The sequence below is a fragment of the Alphaproteobacteria bacterium LSUCC0719 genome (assembly GCA_040839025.1).
In the GTDB taxonomy this organism is placed as follows: Bacteria; Pseudomonadota; Alphaproteobacteria; order Puniceispirillales; family Puniceispirillaceae; genus UBA8309.
Map to the genome: position 1 here is coordinate 433,475 of JBFPJN010000002.1, position 17,272 is coordinate 450,746.

Consider the following 17,272-nt stretch of genomic DNA (forward strand, 5'->3'; position numbering starts at 1 on the left):
GTTTTGCCGGGGCGGTTTCGTCGCGGCATCTGATAAAGAGGGACAGTGTGGAATGAATTTCTGAATTCAGAATGAAAACATGGTCAGAAATTTAATTTTTTTCCTGAAATCAGGGTTTTTCCGAATTTTTTTCTGTCTTCGGCGATGCGGTGAGACCCTGATGCCCGACCAGCCGGTGATGCGGCAATTGTGAAGGTTTGCAGCCCGGTATCGAAATTGTTATATCGCTCACGCACCATCAGAACCGCTGTGACAGCGACCATCATTCGGGGCCAGCAATGCCGTCTTACATGTCCGCAACCGAAGTTGCCAACCGCGCGCCCCTCAAGGCGCGAACAGATGATTTTGCCTTCTGGTGGCTGGTCATCATGGCCGGGCTTGTCGGCATCATGGTGCTGATTGGCGGCGTCACCCGCCTGACCGGCAGCGGGCTGTCAATGGTCGAATGGCGTCCGTTGATGGGAGCCCTGCCGCCCCTGACCGCCGCCGAATGGGACCGTGTCTACCAGCTTTATGTGAATTCACCGGAATATAGCGAATTCAATTACGGGATGGACCTTGCCGGCTTCAAGATGATTTTTTTCTGGGAATATCTGCACCGTCTGTGGGGCCGCTTGCTTGGCATCGTTTTTGTTGTTCCCTTTATCTGGCTGATCGTTCGTGGCCGGGTGCCGGCCGGGCTTGGCGGGCGGCTGTTTCTGCTGATGCTACTTGGCGGCGCTCAGGGAGTGATCGGCTGGTGGATGGTCAAGTCCGGCCTGACGGCAGACGCCACCGTGTCGCAATACCGGCTTGCCGTGCATCTCGGCATGGCGCTGGTGATTTTCGCCTTGCTGCTTTGGACCGCTTTTGACATTCGCTATGGGCGGGCGGGCCTGCCAGTCGGGCATGCCGCCGGCACCTTGCTGATCATTGCGCTGACAATCTTTGCCGGCGCGCTTGTTGCCGGCATGGATGCCGGCCTTCTGTATAATCACTATCCGTTGATGGGTAACGGGCTGGTGCCGGTGGAATATGGAGAGAGGGGCTTTCTTGATCCTTTTGAGAATCCTGCCTCGGCACAGTTCCATCATCGCTGGATTGCACTTCTTGCCGTGCTGGCAGTGATCACGCTTGCCATCAAGGCCCGCCGACAGGCGGCAAGCCGGGGACCTGCCACACTGGCGCTGGCGCTGGTAAGTTGTCAGTTCGTGCTTGGCATTGCCGTGCTTCTGCACGGTGTGCCGGTATCACTTGGCGCGATGCATCAGACCGGCGCGGTGTTGCTTCTTGGCAGTGTTGTGTGGACAGCACACCGGATGGCGCGCTGAACGATCAGCTTTTCTTTGGCACCGGTGCCCGGCGGATGTGAAGCTCGGCAAGCGCGCTGTCCTCGACTGATGACGGCGCTGCCATCATCAGGTCTTCGGCCTTGCCATTCATCGGGAACAGAATGACCTCGCGGATATTCGGCTCATCGGCAATCAACATCACAATCCGGTCGATTCCCGGCGCGATGCCACCATGCGGCGGGGCGCCAAAGCGAAACGCGTTGATCATCGCCGGGAATTTGTCATCCACAACCTGTGAATCATAGCCGGCGATTTCGAATGCCTTGTACATCACGTCGGGAAGATGGTTCCGGATGGCCCCGGATGACAACTCGACCCCATTGCAGACAAGATCGTACTGCCACGCCTTGATGGTCAGCGGGTCCTGTTCCTGCAACGCCTTCAACCCACCCTGCGGCATCGAAAACGGATTGTGCGAGAAATCGATCTTGCCGGTTGTCTCGTCACGCTCATACATAGGGAAATCGACGATCCAGGCAAAGCGGAAGACAGAGTCGTCAATCAGCCCCTGTTCCTCGCCAATCCGCACCCGTGCGCGGCCGGCCAGCTGCGCCGCCGATGCCTCATCGGCACAGGCAAAGAACACCGCGTCACCGTCGCCAACACCCGTGGCGAGACGGATCTCCTCGGCCTTTTCCGGCCCCAGAGCATTGGCCACCGGACCGCGCGCCTCGCCATCACCATAGATGATATAGCCCATGCCGGGAGCGCCCTCGGACTGTGCCCAGCTGTTCATCCGGTCGGCGATGGCACGGCTGCCACATTTTGGACCCGGCACCGCCCTTACCACACTGCCGCCCTCGACAGCCTTGGCAAATATCGAGAACCCCGATCCCCGGAAGATGTCGGTCACATCACAGATTTCGATCGGGATCCGCAGGTCAGGCTTGTCATTGCCATATTTGAGCATCGACTCGGCAAACGGAATATGGATGAATTCCTGATCGGTCTTCTTGTCGGAAAACTCTTCAAACACACCGCGGATGACAGGCTCGACAGCATCGAAGACGTCCTGTTGCTCGACAAAGCTCATCTCGAGGTCGAGCTGGTAGAATTCACCGGGGCTACGGTCGGCCCGGCTGTCTTCGTCGCGGAAACAGGGCGCGATCTGGAAATAGCGGTCGAACCCGGACACCATGACCAGCTGCTTGAACTGCTGCGGTGCCTGCGGCAAGGCATAGAATTTACCGGGATGAAGACGTGCCGGCACCAGAAAGTCACGCGCACCCTCTGGCGACGAGGCCGTCAGGATCGGCGTCTGGAACTCGGTGAAGCCCTGTTCCACCATCCGTGCCCGGATCGACTGGATGATCTTTGCGCGGAGCATGATGTTGTCATGCGGTCTGGTCCGGCGCAGGTCGAGATACCGATAGCGAAGCCTTGTTTCCTCGCCTGAATCCGTATCCGAATTCACCTGCAGCGGCAGCGTGTCCGCAGCCGACTGCACCTCGAAACTTTCGATACGGACCTCGACATGCCCGGTAGGCAATGATGTGTTGATCGTCTCGTCGCTGCGCTTCAGAACCGTGCCGGTGACAGTGACGACGGATTCAAGCCGTGTCGCCTCGACCGCGGCAAAGCACGGGTCCGAGGAATCGACAACACATTGTGTCAGCCCGTAATGATCGCGAAGGTCGACAAAAACCAGCTGACCATGATCGCGTTTCCGGTTGATCCAGCCTGACAGGCGAACCGACTGGCCCACATTGGCCTCGACAAGCTCGCCGCATGTGTGTGAGCGATAGGCGTGCATCTTGATACTCCGACTGGGAACTGAAAGCGACGAAACCCGGTATGCTGGCCGTCAGCCATGAAAATCGCGCGCAGTATGCAAAGATTGCCCGGCTTCCGCAACATGCTTGTCGCAGCGGGCCAATGACGGATCAGCGACGGCTAGTCGCGGCTGCGGCGGCGGCCCCGGCTGCGCCGCCCGGCAGCACCATTCGACCCTGCATCACCTGCCGCCGGCATGTCCTTCCACGGTTTGCCAAGCGCCGCTAGAGCCGCATCACTGTCGAACGGGCGCGGCGACGTCGTGCGAAGCGCTGTTGCCATCGCCGCCACATGATCCGGTGTGGTGCCGCAACAACCACCAATGATGCCAATTCCGGCATCGCGGGCGAAGCAGGCGTAATCGGCCATGAGTTCCGGTGTGCCGTGATAATGGATGCTGCCATCGACATAGGCCGGAATGCCGCAATTGCCCTTGGCGATGACAGGCGTCTCAACAGCCGGCAGCATCTCGCGCACGGAATGCAGCAGCTCGGCAGGTCCAATGCCGCAATTCGCACCGACAAAGCTGGCACCGAAATCGACCGCCTGACGCGCGAAATCGACCGGGGACACACCCATCATCGACCGTGCGGCGGTATCGAATGTCATGCAGGCAGCCACCTCAAGCCCGGTTGCAGCCGCCGCATCTATGGCGGCCTTCACCTCTTCCTGCGACGACATCGTCTCAATCCAGAGAAGATTTGCCCCGCCCTCGGCAAGCGCTTCGGCCTGTGCGGTAAAAGCGGCGCGGGCATCGTCATAGTCAAGCGCGCCCATCGGCGCGAACAGCTCGCCAGTCGGACCCATCGACCCCGCTACAAGTACATCATGGCCGTGGCGATCCCGCCCCTGATCGGCCGCCTGTCTGGCAAGCCGTGCCGCCGCGAGGTTCAATTCACCAACGCGATCCTGCGCCCCGTGAAGCCGAAGCCGATGGTGTGTGCCACCAAATGAATTGGTAAGCACGATCTGCGATCCGGCATCAATGAAGGCGGTATGCAGTGCCGTGACATCGTCCGGACGTTCGACATTCCAGAGTTCGGGTGGATAGCCTGTCTCCAGACCCCGGTTGAACAGGTTTGTGCCAGTGGCTCCGTCGGCGAGAATCCATCCGCTCTCGGCTAGCAGTGTGGTCAGGGTTATCATGGGCAGCAATCTCTCGGTCTGCTGATTATCTATCCGCGGCGGCGACGCGTCGAACGCCTGGCAATGCCGGTTGCGGCGGCACGCCTGTCACGAAGCAATTCAAGAAGGTCACGCTGGGCATCCGGCGTCATCGACCGCCACGCGGCGATTTCTGCACCGGTACGAAAACACCCAAGACACTGACCCGAAACCGAATCAAACTGGCAAACCGAAATACATGGCGAGGGAAGGGCTGCGTTGTCCATCTGACGGGTCATCCTGTCTGATCCCTGCCAGCATGCACAGCCGTCATCCGCCTGTCAGGCGGCGACGCTTTCGCCATCTTCCAGCATCATGGCGCTGTTCAGGGCGCCAAGCGCGGCATCTATTGTCTCGCTGCTGCCAACAACCAGCCTGCCATCAACGCCAACGCCTGTATCGGCATCGCGCGCCGGCACAGCCATATCGACAATGTCCAGAAGCGAAGCCGCATCATCAAGCATCAATACCGGCATGTTCTCGCGGGTAAAGGCGCGGACAAGACGCTTGGCGTGCGCCTCGGGAATCAGCGTGGCGATATGCCGTTCGCCCGACGGAATGATCAACGCTTCATAATCAATGGCCAGCGTGGTCGACAGGGTCGAATCAACCGGATAGGACATGCCCCAGCCGCTTCCGTTCCAGGCATTCGTCAAACCGGCATCGCGTGAAATAACCCGAAGCTTTGCATTGACGGACATCATGGCGCGCTGAATGGCGATGAAGGTATCCTCGTCAAAGCCGCTGGCGACCATGATGGCGACGGTTTTGCCTGTGAAATTGGAAAGCTGCATCTAACATGCTCCTGTTCTGGGAAAGTCTGTTGTTCACAAACCGGCCTTGCGAGTGCATCCGCCAGACTTCGGAAGTAGATGTCCGGAGGCGGGTGACTGCATAAGGCGGTGATGAAATTTGTCGCCGGTATACAGCCCCTTTACCGCAGGTTCAAGCCCGTATTGTCCGATCCGGCCTGTGTCGGCACGTTCGCCCCTGCATCGGCAAGGTCGCGCGGCGTGTCGATATCGTGGTGAATGCTGTCATCATGCCAGCTGATGCTGTTGACAGCGGCCGGGTTCTCGCGCAGCACCTGCCGGCCGCCTATATCGCCGCCAAGCTGGCCAAGCGCATCGAAAAATCCGCACCCCCACAGAACCGGATTGCCGCGGCGGCCCGCATGAACCGGAAATGAGATACGGGTTTCATGATCACCAAGACCGCTATGGTCTCGGATCATTTCGGCTACAAGCTCGGGCGCGATGAACGGCATGTCGCCAAGCGCGATCAGCGCGCCCGACACCGTAGCTGGCAAGGCCGCGATCCCGGTCGCCACAGACCCCGCCTGACCAGTGGCAAAGTCCGCATTGTGCGCCACGCTTACAGCAAGCCCGTCCAGCGCCGCGACAACATCGTCATGCTGATGACCTGTGACCACGACCAGATCCATGATGCCACCATCCAGCATCGCGCGCGCCGCACGCCGCACCAGCGGCTCGCCCTCGATCTCCGCCAGCAGCTTGTTGACATCACCCATCCGCCGGGACGATCCGGCAGCCAGAAGAACACCGCCAATGGCGATAGTGCTGGGGCGGCGGCGCTCGACCATCTTGCGCGGCAGTGGGCGCGAGGCAATCTCCATCAGCAACCCGCCGATGGCCATGTCGGCAATCTCGTCATCGTCAATCTCGATCCCGGCAAGAACAAGCTGCAGCACCCAGTCAAAGCCATTCAATCGCGGTGAGCGGGCACAACCCGGCATGCCGATAACCGGTATGCCATCAAGCCTGGCCATCATCAGCAGATTGCCTGGATCGGCAGGCAGACCCAGCCTGTCGACCTTGCCACCTGCCACCTCGACGGCCATCGGCACAACGTCGCGGCGGTCACAGATGGCCGACGCACCGCAAATCAGCATGGCCTCGGCCCCATGACGCCGTGACTCGGCAATCGCCGCAGCAAGGCTGGCTGTGTCATGTGCAATGATGCGGCTGTCGACAAGCGAACAGCCAAGCTGGTCAAGCCGCTGCTTTGTCACTTTTTCGGTTGCCGACAAAAGTGCCGGCTTGATGCCGTCAACGATTGTCTGGATCAGGGCAAAGGGCCGTGTGCGAAGCGGGTTGAATGTGAAGACAGGCAGGCCACCGGCCATGGCGATGGCCGCTTCGATGGTGGCTTCTGGCAGGCTGTAGGGAATGATTTTCAGCGTGGCGATCATATCGCCATCCTCGAGAAGCTGGTTGTGCTGCACACAGGCCAGCGTGATTCCCTCGTCAATCCTGTTGATATCTTTCAGCAGACGCCTGTCGAACCTGACAAGCCCCCGCCCCTCGGCATAGATATTGACGCGGCCGGTCGCCGCCTGCGACAGCCGCAGCCCGGCCGGTGCCAGCGCCGCAGCCAGCCTGTCAGCCGCGCTGTCCTCGTCAATGTCTCCAGGTTCAAGCCTGGCCACCGTAACCGACCCGATGCCAGCCGCGACAAGGCGCGCAATGTCGGCAGCCCCAAGTCTGGTGCCTTTGCGGATTCGCCCATCGGGAAGATAGACCGCATGCGCAAGAATGGCACCGTCGCAGTCATCCGGGGCCGCAGGACCGAATTTCATGGTGCCTCACCCTGCCGTTCGACGGCAATCATCTGCGCCAGGATGGAGACGGCGATCTCGGCCGGCGTGCGTGCGCCGATATCCAGCCCGACAGGCCCGTTGATTCGCGCCAGGTCACCATCGTCAAAGCCGGCCTCGCGAAGCCGTTCACACCGTGCCGCATGGGTGCGACGTGATCCAAGGCACCCGATATAGAACGCCTCGCTTGCCAGTGCCGCATGAAGACCCGGATCATCGATCTTCGGGTCATGGGTCAACGTCACCACGGCAGTCCGCGAATCCGGACGCATGTCGTCCAGCACTTCGTCGGGCCAGGCCGTCATACAGGTAATTCCCGGAAACCGGTCTTCCGTGCTGAACACGGCCCGTGGATCAATCACCACAACATCATAACCGGCCTGGCACGCCATCGGGGCCAGGAACTGCGTGATATGAACCCCGCCCACAACAATCAGGCGCCGTGGCGGCTGATGGTAAAATGTAAAACATGACTCGTCGTCCGACAGCCCCGTCACCGCCGCGGCATCACTTCCGGTTGCGGTCACCAGCGCGCCGGTCCGCGCATCGAACCTGACGGTGCCGGGCCGGCGGGCCGTCATGTCATCAACCAGCGTCCCAAGGTCATCTGCCGGCAGGCCCTGTGCCGATACCGGCGTGACCAGAACCGCGATCTGCCCGCCACAGGACAACCCCACTTCCCAGGCGGTGGCATCGGCAACACCGAAATCAAGCCGTTGGCCGGTCCCGGTGGAAAGCGAGTCGGATGCGGCGTCAATCACCGCGCCTTCGACACACCCCCCCGACACGGAACCTTCGACTGTCATATCATCGCGTACCACCATCACGCTGCCGACAGGGCGCGGCGACGATCCCCATGTCTGCATGACAAAGGCCAGTGCCACACCGTGGCCGGCCTCGACCCAGCGATGCGCCATCTGAAACAGGCCCGCATTGGTGGTCGTGCTTCCGGGGGTAATCATGTTACCGGGGGTGATCATGTCGCCCTTCTGGTTGGTCATTTCCGCCATCTCATATCCCGGCCTGTGCCGCCCGCAGCCTGTCACGCCACCCATGAAGATCACGATGTTGCCAGTTTGCCGGCAGATCGGCCCCAAGCAGCCCGGCAAGATCAGCCATCGAGGACAGTGAATGAATCGGCACAAAGGCGTCAACATGCGGCAGAATCTGCTGGATGCCGGCGCTACGCGGCTCGAATCCTTCATACCGCAAAAGCGGGTTCAGCCAGATCAGCCTCGACGAGGATTTGTGCAGCCTTTCCATCTCGAATCCCAGATTGCTGTCATCGTCACGATCCAGCCCGTCCGTGATCAGCAGCACCACAGCACCCTGGCCAAGCACCCGGCGTGACCAGCCACGATTGAAGTCGGCAATGGCACTGGAAATCCTGGTGCCCCCGGACCAGTCATCGACAAGACGGGAGACAGCCTGAAGCGCCGCATCGGGATCACGGTCGCGCATCTGGCGGGAAATATTTGTCAGGCGGGTGCCGAACAGAAAGCTGTGAACCGTCCCGCGTCGCTGGGTCAGCGCGTGGGTGAAACGAAGCAACATCCGGGAATAGCGTTCCATCGAGCCGGAAATGTCACAGATCACAACAACGGGTCGCGGACGATGGCGCGGCGTTTCGAAACGTGGCAGCGCAAGCCCGCCCTTGCGTGCCATGCCGCGCAATGTCTGGCGAAAAGACAGACGCCCCCGCCTGCCATCCGGCTGAAAGCGGCGCGAGGGACGATGCGGAACCGGCAGCCGCATCGCACCGATGGCCCGTTCGGCTTCGGCAATCTCGGCAGCTGACATCAATTGAAAATCCATGCTGCGGAAATGTTCATCCGCCGAGGAGGTCATCGACATGTCGATCTCGACACGTTCATTTTCTTCCATCTCCTGCGCGGCTGACGGCGTATCAGGACGCAGCGCTTCATCCACCCGACGGGACGTCGGTGGCGGCTCTTCAGCCTCGCCCTCACGCGCCAGCGTCGGTAGCAGAAGATCGCGCATTTTTTCCATCAGTCGCGGGTTGCGCCAGAAAATGTGAAAGGCCTGATCAAACAGCAACCTGTCTTCCGGCCGTTTCACAACACAGCTTGCCAGCGTGTGATAGAATTCCCCGCGATTGCCAAGGTCAATCTGGCGGCAGGACTCGACACAGTCCAGCACCGCCGCCGGCCCGACATCCAGCCCGGCACGCCGCAGCGTGCGCACAAAAAGCGTTATATTCTCGGCAAGCTTCATGCCTCGCCATGCCTTCGGATTCGACCGCTGATTCAACCGCGTGGCCGGAAATTCCAGAATGGTGGCGTCACGCATGGTCATCCGGTTCGATATCCTGACATTTCTGCCTGAACCTCGGTCAGGATACGCGCCGCCTCGGTGCCGGTGATCCGCGCGATATCATCCTGGTATTTCAACAGCACACCCATCGTCGAATCAGCCTGCGCCGGATCAATGGCGACACAATCCAGCTCGACAAGCGCCTGCGCCCAGTCGATTGTTTCAGCAACCCCGGGGGCCTTGAACAGATTCGCGGCCCGAAGCTTGTGGACAAACCGTACCACCTGTTCGCTGAGATCGGCTGGCGCTTCGGGTGCGCGACGTTTCAGAATCGCCAGCTCATCCTGTAGCGAGGGATAATCGACCCAGTGATAGAAACAGCGGCGTTTCAGCGCGTCGTGAATTTCCCGGGTCCGGTTCGAGGTGATGATGACAATCGGTGGAGCCGCGGCCTTTACGGTGCCGAATTCGGGAATCGTCACCTGCCAGTCCGAGAGAATTTCCAGGAGGTAGGCCTCAAAGGCCTCGTCGGCACGGTCCAGCTCGTCGATCAGCAGAACCGGTGCCCCGGCTTCATCTTCACGCAACGCCTCCAGAAGCGGGCGCTCGATCAGATTGTCCGCCGTAAACAGATCGGCGCTCGACAGCTGGCCCTTGCCAGCGCTCTGGATTTCTATCATCTGGCGCGCATAATTCCACTCATAGGCGGCGGCGGCGATGTCCAGCCCTTCATAACATTGCAGGCGAATGAGGCGCCGACCAAGCATCGCCGCCAGGGTCTTGGCGACCTCTGTCTTGCCAACACCGGCTTCGCCTTCCAGAAAAAGAGGCCGGTGCCTGCGAAGGCCGAGGAACAGGCTCACCGCAAGTCCTTCGGACAGGATATAGTCCCGCGCCGCCATATCCTCGATCAGCGATGCCACGGTTTCCGGGATCATCGGGCCCTCCTTACGCTGCGCCCCTTGTGCGGCTTTGGTTCGTGTGCCCGCCAGTCTGAACGCCGGTCCAAGCGCCATTTTCGCCGCATAAACATCCGGACACCGTATGGCGGCGAAACGATTTGCCACAGCTGTACACGCCATTGTGCACATAAAACTGTTTACATGATGTCTGCAAGATTGGACGATATTCAAGGGTGAGACTGCAAATCAGCAGAGAATATACAAACCGTGCTGCGAATTAAGGAGGAATGGAATGACAACCGTGAGTCTTACATTGAACGGGAAACCGGTCAGCGCAGACGTGCCTGACAATACACTTCTCGTCAATTTCATCAGGGAAACAATGAGCCTGACCGGCACGCATGTCGGATGCGACACCAGCCAGTGCGGCGCCTGTGTCGTTCATGTCGATGGCGAATCCGTGAAATCCTGCACCATGCTGGCTGCCGCTGCCGAAGGCGCGAATGTCACGACAATCGAGGGAATCGCGAATGGCGACGGGCTGCATCCCATGCAGCAGGCCTTTCACGAGAATCACGGCCTGCAGTGCGGTTTCTGCACACCTGGCATGGTCATGAGTGCAATTGAACTTGTCAAAAACAAACCCAACCCCAGCGAGGCAGAGGTTCGCGAGGGTCTTGAGGGCAACATCTGCCGCTGTACCGGATATCACAATATTGTGAAATCCGTTCAGGCCGGCGCCAAAATGATGGGAGAATAGGCCATGCCTGAGGGAAGCATCAAAGACGGTATCGGTGCCTCGGTACGTCGCAAGGAAGACAAGCGGTTCCTGACCGGGTCCGGCCGTTACACAGCTGACATCAACCGGCCCGGCCAGCTTCATGTGCATTTCATCCGCTCGGTTCATGCACATGCCAACATCAAGGCCATCCGGACCGAAGCCGCCGCCGCGGCCGATGGTGTGGTTGCCATCTTCACCGGCGAAGACGTCGCCGCCGACGGCATTGGCGGCCCGATCTGTGGCTGGGTTGTCACGAATCGCGACGGCTCGCCAACCAATGAGCCGCCGCATCCGATTCTGGCGAATGGCGCGGTACGCTATGTCGGCGACCATGTTGTTGCGGTGATTGCCGAAAGCCTCGCGCAGGCGATGGATGCCGCCGAGCTGGTCGAAATCGATTATGATGTGCTGGCTCCGGTCGTTGATCTTGCGAATGCCGGGTCCGGTCCGCAGATCCATGAAAATGTGCCGGGCAACATGTATTTCGACTTCGAGCTTGGCGACGAGGCGGCAACCGCAGCCGCGCTTGATTCGGCGGCGACCGTTGTCGAACTGGAGGTGCGCAACAACAGGCTGATCCCGAACGCGATGGAACCACGGGCCGCGCTGGCGGAATATGATCCGATCGATGATTCCTACACCCTGTTCACAACCTCGCAGAACCCGCATCTGACGCGGCTCGTGATCGGGGCCTTCATGCTCAGCATCCCGGAATCAAAGCTCCGTGTCGTGGCACCTGATGTCGGCGGTGGATTCGGATCGAAAATCTATGTCTATCCGGAGGAAGCTGTCTGCACCTGGGCCAGCAAGAAGCTGAAGCGCCCCGTCAAATGGACAGCCGACCGCAGCGAATCCTTCCTTGCCGACGCGCATGGCCGCGACCATATCAACAAGGTCCGGATGGCGCTTGACAAGGACAACCGGATCACCGGTCTGCGGGTGGATACGATGGCCAATATCGGATCCTATCTGTCGGCCTTTTCGGTAGTGACGCCAACCATTCTTCATGCCCCGCTGCTGTCGGGCTGTTACAAGATCCCGGCGATCTATACCAATGTGAAGGGCATGGCGACGACAACCGCACCGGTTGACGCCTATCGCGGTGCCGGCCGGCCGGAGGCAACCTATCTTCTGGAGCGGGTGATGGACAGCGCGGCCCGTCAGGTCGGCATGGACCCGGCCGAATTCCGCCGTCTGAACTTCATTCCAAAGGACGCCTTCCCCTACCAGACACCGGTGGCGCTGCAATATGATATCGGTGACTATGAGGCGCCGCTGGACAAGGCGCTGGCGATGATCGACTACAAGGGTTTTGAGGCCCGCCGTGCCGAAGCCGCCACGCGTGGCAAATATCGTGGCATCGGCCTGTCGAGTTACATCGAGGCCTGCGGCATCGCGCCGTCGGCGGTTGCCGGCGCGCTCGGCTCGCGGGTCGGGCTCTATGAATCGGCAACAGTTCGTGTCGATCCGACAGGCACCGTCAATGTATTCACCGGCACCCACAGCCATGGCCAGGGTCATGACACCACCTTTGCCCAGATTGTCGCCGACAAGCTTGGCATCGATATTGGCAGCGTCGAGATCATTCATGGCGATTCCGACAGGATCCCGTTCGGCATGGGAAGCTACGGGTCGCGCTCGCTCGCCGTTGGCGGGGCCGCCATCGTCAAGGCTGTCGACAAGGTGATCGAGAAATCGAAGATCATCGCCGCGCATCTGATGGAGGCAGCCGATGCCGATGTGGTCTTTGCCGATGGCAAGTTCACGGTCGCCGGCACCGACACCGAAAAGGGGTTTGGCGAGATCGCACTGGCGGCCTATGTCCCGCACAATTATCCCCATGACCGGCTGGAACCCGGCCTTGAGGAAACGGCGTTCTATGACCCGCTGAACTTCACCTATCCGTCGGGCACGCATATTGCCGAAGTCGAGATCGACCCGGCAACAGGCGTTGTCGCGCTTGTCGACTGGGCCTGTTGTGATGATTTCGGCAATCTGATCAACCCGATGATTGTCGAGGGTCAGGTGCATGGCGGTATCGCCCAGGGCGTTGGCCAGGCGCTTCTGGAAAACGCCCATTACGATGAAACGGGCCAGCTGATCACGGCGTCCTACATGGATTATTGCATGCCGCGCGCCGATGATCTGCCAAACTTCAAGGTCGATTATACGGTGACTGCCTGCACGCATAATGACCTCGGGGTCAAGGGATGCGGCGAGGCCGGGGCCATTGCCTCGCCACCGGCGCTGATCAATGCCGTCATCGACGCGCTGGCGCCACTTGGCATCACCGACATGTCGATGCCGGCAACGCCTGAAAAGGTCTGGCGCGCGATCAGTGCCGCACAGGCCGAAGCCGCAGAATAAGGAGAAGGAACATGCATCACACAACCTATGTGAAGGCCAGCAGCGTCGATGACGCCACCGCGCAACTGGCAGATGGCGGTCAGCTTCTTGCCGGTGGCATGACGCTGATCCCGACGATGAAGCAACGGCTTGCCAGCCCTGAAAAGGTGGTGGACCTTGCCGGGTGCGGGCTTGCCGGAATCGAGAACAAGGGTGACACAATCCGTATCGGCGCGATGACCAGGCATGTCGATGTGGCCGGATCCGATCTGGTGCAGACATCCATTCCGGCGCTGGCCGCTCTGGCCGGTGGAATAGGTGACAGGCAGGTTCGCAATCGCGGCACCATTGGCGGTTCGGTGGCCAACAACGACCCGTCCGCCTGCTATCCGGCGGCTGTTCTCGGTCTTGGCGGCACTGTCCATACCAACAAGCGTGACATCGCGGCGGATGACTTCTTTGTCGGCATGTTCGAAACGGCGCTTGAGGATGACGAGATGATCACCGCCGTCAGCTTTCCGAAAACCGGCAAGGCAGCCTATGTCAAATTCCCCAACCCGGCATCGCGCTATGCCATGGTCGGGGTGTTTGTCGCCAGCACCGGCACCGGAACCCGGGTCGCCGTGACAGGGGCCGGCAGTGACGGCGTCTTCCGCCATGGCGAGATGGAAGCCGCACTTGACAGCAGCTTTGATGCCGCCTCGCTTGACGGCATTGCGGTCGACGCCGACGAGATGATCAGCGATATCCACGCCTCTGGTGATTATCGGGCGCATCTTGTTCGTGAAATTGCGAAACGTGCGGTTGCCGCCTGCTGAGGCAGCGGTTTGACAGCCGGACATGACAGAGGGGCGGGAATTCCCGCCCCTTTTTTATGCCGGGATCGCATCATCCCGTCGGCGCATGGACCCGAAGATACTGGAGCGGGCGACGGGGTTCGAACCCGCGACCCCGAGCTTGGGAAGCTCGTGCTCTACCAACTGAGCTACACCCGCATGCCGGTCAGATTAGTCGTTGCACCGGTGAAGGCAAGGTCTTTTGCCCGCATGCCATGTTTTACGCAAAGGCACCATGTTCGCGAAGAAACAGCCCGGCCGGCACCTAACCTGTTGCCTTACCCCTCCATTGCCTCCATATAGGCTGAGGTGAAACATGCCCCAGCAGGGTACGTCGCGGCAGAGGAATGTGATGACACCGTATGACAATGGCACCGGCAAACCCGCCAAACCAGCCGGTCGGAAACAGACCGCCACGCGTCCGTCTCGTGATGAGGCCGAGGCCGCTGTCGAGACATTGCTGCGCTGGATGGGCGAATCACCGGCGCGTGAAGGGCTGGTGGATACGCCGGCCCGCGTTGTTCGCGCCTGGGAAGAATTCTGTTCCGGCTATGATGATGACCCTGCAGCGCTGTTGAGCAGCACCTTCGAAGAGGTCGAGGGCTATGACGACATGGTGATGCTGCGCTCGATCCGCATGGAAAGCCATTGCGAGCATCATCTGGTGCCGATCCTTGGCACGGCCCATATCGCCTATCTGCCGGACCGGCGCGTTGTCGGCATTTCAAAACTGGCCCGTGTGCTGGACAGTTTTTCCCGCCGTCTGCAAACCCAGGAAACGCTGACAGCGCAGGTCGCCGACTGCATCCAGACGGCGCTGCAGCCGCGCGGCGTGGCAGTGCTGATCGACGCGCAGCACCAGTGCATGACCACGCGCGGCGTTCACAAGCCCGATGTATCAATGATAACAACCCGCTTTACCGGCATATTCCAGGATGACCGCGACCTTCGCGACAGGTTCCTGAACGAGGCGCGGCACGGCTAGGCCGGCGCCACCGCCAGCCGGCAATTATCTGCCAGCCACCGGATTTTTGTGTGACCTTATGGGGTGATCGGCTATGCTCCGGTGACGCCGGCCTGTATCTTTGGCCCAAACACTTGGCCCACACACCCGGGCCATGAAACTGGTCCGCAACATGAGGCCCGCAATATAGGGAACAACGGGTGCCCGAGACATGATCCTCTCACCGGTGCTGAACATCCTTGGCCTGCTGACCACCATTCTGGGGGCGGCAATGCTGATCCCGATGTGCGTGGATCTGTATTTCGGATCTTCCGACTGGCAGGTCTTTGCACTGTCGGCACTGCTGACCGCTTTTGTCGGCGTATCGATATGGCTTGCCACATCACAGCGCGAGGCCTTTGATCTCGGTCTTCGGCAGGCATTTCTGCTGACCAACGGGTCCTGGATTTCCATCGGGATTTTCGGTGCCCTGCCTTTCATGTTCTGTGAATTGCAGCTCAGCGTCACCGATGCGGTGTTTGAGTCCGTGTCGGGCATCACCACCACCGGATCGACCGTACTTCAGACCATTGAAATGGCATCGCCCGGGATCCTGATCTGGCGCGCCCTGCTGCAATGGCTTGGCGGGGTTGGAATCATCGTCATGGCAATGGCTGTGCTGCCGATGCTGTCGGTTGGCGGGATGCAGCTGTTCCGCACCGAATCCTATGATACAGCCGACAAGGTTGTGCCGCGCGCAACCCAGCTTGCCGGCGGAATCGGGCTTGTCTATGCCGGGCTGACGGCAGGCTGGGCAATCATGCTGTCAGTGGCCGGGATGAGCAATTTCGATGCCATCGCACATGCCATGACCACAATCGCGACCGGCGGTTATTCAACCAGGACAGCATCGATTGCGGCCTTTGATTCGGTGGCCATCGAATGGATCATCATCTTTGGCATGATTGTCGGCAGTCTGCCCTTTGCACATTATCTGGCGATGGTCCGTGGTGGCTGGCGGCCGCTTCTTCAGGATCCACAGGTGCGCTGGTTCCTGGCGCTTCTTGCCCTGGTTGTGCTGACCCTGATCTGGTTCCTGAGCAATGACGGCATGCCTGTTGCCACCGCCATCCGCCAGGCAAGCTTCAACGCTGTCTCGATCATGACGGGAACCGGCTATGGCAGTGCGAATTTCTCGGCCTGGGGCGGGTTTGCCTCGACGCTGCTGCTGATCACCATGTTTATCGGCGGGTGTGGCGGTTCGACAACCTGTGGCATCAAGGTGTTCCGCCTGCAGGTTCTGGCGACAACGGCACGGGTGCAGATTGGCCGTCTGCTGCGCCCGCACGCGGTGATCCTGGCCTATTACAACCGGCGACCGGTACCGAACGAGGTCATGGATTCGGTAATGGGGTTCTTCTACCTCTACATCCTCTGTTTCGTCATTCTGGCAATTCTTCTCGGCGCCCTTGGCCTTGATTTCATCACCGCCCTGTCAGGTGCCGCCACGTCGATCAGCAATGTCGGGCCCGGACTTGGCAACCTGATCGGTGCCGAGGGCAATTTCTCGTCACTTCCCGATCTGGCCAAATGGATCATGGCGTTTGGCATGCTTCTTGGCCGGCTGGAGCTGTTCACCGTTCTGGTCATGCTCAATCCGGGGTTCTGGCGCCGTTAGCCGGACCCACGTCCCATCGTCAGGGAAGGATCACATTGTCGATCTTGGCAAGCTCGATGCGGGCCTGATTGTCCAGCCCGGCAAGCGCCTTGTTCAGACAGTCATTCACCGCGCGCTGAACGTCGTTTGCCGAGGATGATTCGGGAATTGTCACCGAATGGGATGATGCCAGCTTGATCATCGCCTGCGATCCGCCAACAGGCTGCAGCCACATCAGCTTTGCCTCGAACTCGACCCGGATCTCGCTGTCCTGCTGGTCACTCAACGCATTTGCCAGACCGGTCTGCGGCGGCAGCTTGACCTTGGTCACGGCGGCCCGGGTGATATCGAGAACCATCTCGCCGCTGCCACCTGCCGGCATCAGCACCTGTGTCGCCCATTGCGAGACGAGATTGCCGGGGTAGGGCTGCTGGAGATGACCGATATAGGGAGGCTTGATGGGCATCTGCCAATTCTCGATGACCTCAAGCTGGCGTGCATTCAGGGCAATGGCCCCGAAACCGGCAGATTGCACCGAAACCGGCGGCGGCGGCGAGGATGTTGTCGTACAGGCCACAAGGACCAGCGACACCATCAGCAATGGTATGGTGAACACGCGTTTTGACATCCAGGACACCTCCCCGATTG

At 60.2% G+C, this 17,272-nt stretch carries 16 protein-coding genes and 1 tRNA gene; 6 read left to right on the forward strand and 11 right to left on the reverse strand.

What is annotated here, in order from left to right; all coding sequences use genetic code 11:
- Positions 1 to 83 precede the first annotated feature (83 nt).
- A complete protein-coding gene (locus AB3X55_06705; protein MEX0503269.1) occupies positions 84 to 266 on the reverse strand; it encodes a hypothetical protein in 183 nt (60 codons plus the stop codon).
- Positions 267 to 290: 24 nt separating this feature from the next.
- On the opposite strand from AB3X55_06705, the gene AB3X55_06710 reads away from it, so the two are divergent.
- Positions 291 to 1,310, forward strand: coding sequence for a COX15/CtaA family protein (locus tag AB3X55_06710; protein ID MEX0503270.1), 1,020 nt, complete (start codon positions 291 to 293; stop codon positions 1,308 to 1,310).
- Positions 1,311 to 1,314: 4 nt separating this feature from the next.
- Here AB3X55_06710 and aspS read toward each other — a convergent pair whose 3' ends face one another.
- The 8 genes from aspS to AB3X55_06750 all read right to left on the reverse strand — a co-directional run bounded on the left by aspS (position 1,315) and on the right by AB3X55_06750 (position 10,061).
- Positions 1,315 to 3,084, reverse strand: a complete 1,770-nt coding sequence (gene aspS, locus AB3X55_06715; GenBank protein ID MEX0503271.1) for an aspartate--tRNA ligase — start codon at positions 3,082 to 3,084, stop codon at positions 1,315 to 1,317.
- A 140-nt stretch (positions 3,085 to 3,224) separates the two neighbouring features.
- A complete protein-coding gene (gene bmt, locus AB3X55_06720) occupies positions 3,225 to 4,250 on the reverse strand; it encodes a betaine--homocysteine S-methyltransferase (GenBank protein ID MEX0503272.1) in 1,026 nt (341 codons plus the stop codon).
- A gap of 29 nt (positions 4,251 to 4,279) precedes the next feature.
- A complete protein-coding gene (locus AB3X55_06725; GenBank protein MEX0503273.1) occupies positions 4,280 to 4,507 on the reverse strand; it encodes a DUF1289 domain-containing protein in 228 nt (75 codons plus the stop codon).
- 42 nt (positions 4,508 to 4,549) lie between these two features.
- Positions 4,550 to 5,062 carry a peptidase, family C56 gene (locus tag AB3X55_06730; GenBank protein ID MEX0503274.1) on the reverse strand — a complete coding sequence of 171 codons (513 nt, stop codon included), beginning with the start codon at positions 5,060 to 5,062 and terminating at the stop codon, positions 4,550 to 4,552.
- Between the two features lie 140 nt (positions 5,063 to 5,202).
- Entirely contained in the window at positions 5,203 to 6,867 is a 1,665-nt protein-coding gene (locus AB3X55_06735; protein MEX0503275.1) for an NTP transferase domain-containing protein, read from the reverse strand.
- Entirely contained in the window at positions 6,864 to 7,886 is a 1,023-nt protein-coding gene (locus AB3X55_06740) for an XdhC family protein (protein ID MEX0503276.1), read from the reverse strand. The genes AB3X55_06735 and AB3X55_06740 overlap by 4 nt, the downstream gene beginning before the upstream one ends.
- A 10-nt stretch (positions 7,887 to 7,896) precedes the next feature.
- Entirely contained in the window at positions 7,897 to 9,201 is a 1,305-nt protein-coding gene (locus AB3X55_06745; protein ID MEX0503277.1) for a VWA domain-containing protein, read from the reverse strand.
- Positions 9,198 to 10,061 carry an AAA family ATPase gene (locus AB3X55_06750; GenBank protein MEX0503278.1) on the reverse strand — a complete coding sequence of 288 codons (864 nt, stop codon included), beginning with the start codon at positions 10,059 to 10,061 and terminating at the stop codon, positions 9,198 to 9,200. Before AB3X55_06750 ends, AB3X55_06745 begins: the two co-directional genes overlap by 4 nt.
- Before the next feature lie 292 nt (positions 10,062 to 10,353).
- Between AB3X55_06750 and AB3X55_06755 the strand changes: the two genes are divergently transcribed.
- The 3 genes from AB3X55_06755 to AB3X55_06765 are packed head-to-tail and all read left to right on the forward strand — an operon-like array spanning position 10,354 to position 14,006.
- Positions 10,354 to 10,821 (forward strand): (2Fe-2S)-binding protein, encoded by a 468-nt coding sequence (locus AB3X55_06755; GenBank protein ID MEX0503279.1) that lies wholly within the window; start codon positions 10,354 to 10,356, stop codon positions 10,819 to 10,821.
- Positions 10,822 to 10,824: 3 nt separating this feature from the next.
- Entirely contained in the window at positions 10,825 to 13,209 is a 2,385-nt protein-coding gene (locus tag AB3X55_06760; protein ID MEX0503280.1) for a xanthine dehydrogenase family protein molybdopterin-binding subunit, read from the forward strand.
- Between the two features lie 11 nt (positions 13,210 to 13,220).
- Positions 13,221 to 14,006: a xanthine dehydrogenase family protein subunit M gene (locus AB3X55_06765; GenBank protein MEX0503281.1), complete on the forward strand. Its 786-nt coding sequence runs from the start codon at positions 13,221 to 13,223 to the stop codon at positions 14,004 to 14,006.
- A 101-nt stretch (positions 14,007 to 14,107) separates the two neighbouring features.
- Here the strand turns inward: AB3X55_06765 and AB3X55_06770 are convergent.
- Positions 14,108 to 14,183, reverse strand: a tRNA-Gly gene (locus AB3X55_06770).
- A 193-nt stretch (positions 14,184 to 14,376) separates the two neighbouring features.
- On the opposite strand from AB3X55_06770, the gene folE reads away from it, so the two are divergent.
- The gene (gene folE / locus AB3X55_06775; GenBank protein MEX0503282.1) at positions 14,377 to 15,009 is read left to right on the forward strand and encodes a GTP cyclohydrolase I FolE; all 633 of its coding nucleotides are present in this window, start codon (positions 14,377 to 14,379) and stop codon (positions 15,007 to 15,009) included.
- A 190-nt stretch (positions 15,010 to 15,199) separates the two neighbouring features.
- Positions 15,200 to 16,645 carry a TrkH family potassium uptake protein gene (locus AB3X55_06780; protein MEX0503283.1) on the forward strand — a complete coding sequence of 482 codons (1,446 nt, stop codon included), beginning with the start codon at positions 15,200 to 15,202 and terminating at the stop codon, positions 16,643 to 16,645.
- A gap of 19 nt (positions 16,646 to 16,664) precedes the next feature.
- On the opposite strand, the gene AB3X55_06785 is transcribed toward AB3X55_06780, so the two are convergent.
- Positions 16,665 to 17,252 (reverse strand): hypothetical protein, encoded by a 588-nt coding sequence (locus tag AB3X55_06785; protein ID MEX0503284.1) that lies wholly within the window; start codon positions 17,250 to 17,252, stop codon positions 16,665 to 16,667.
- Positions 17,253 to 17,272: the final 20 nt, after the last annotated feature.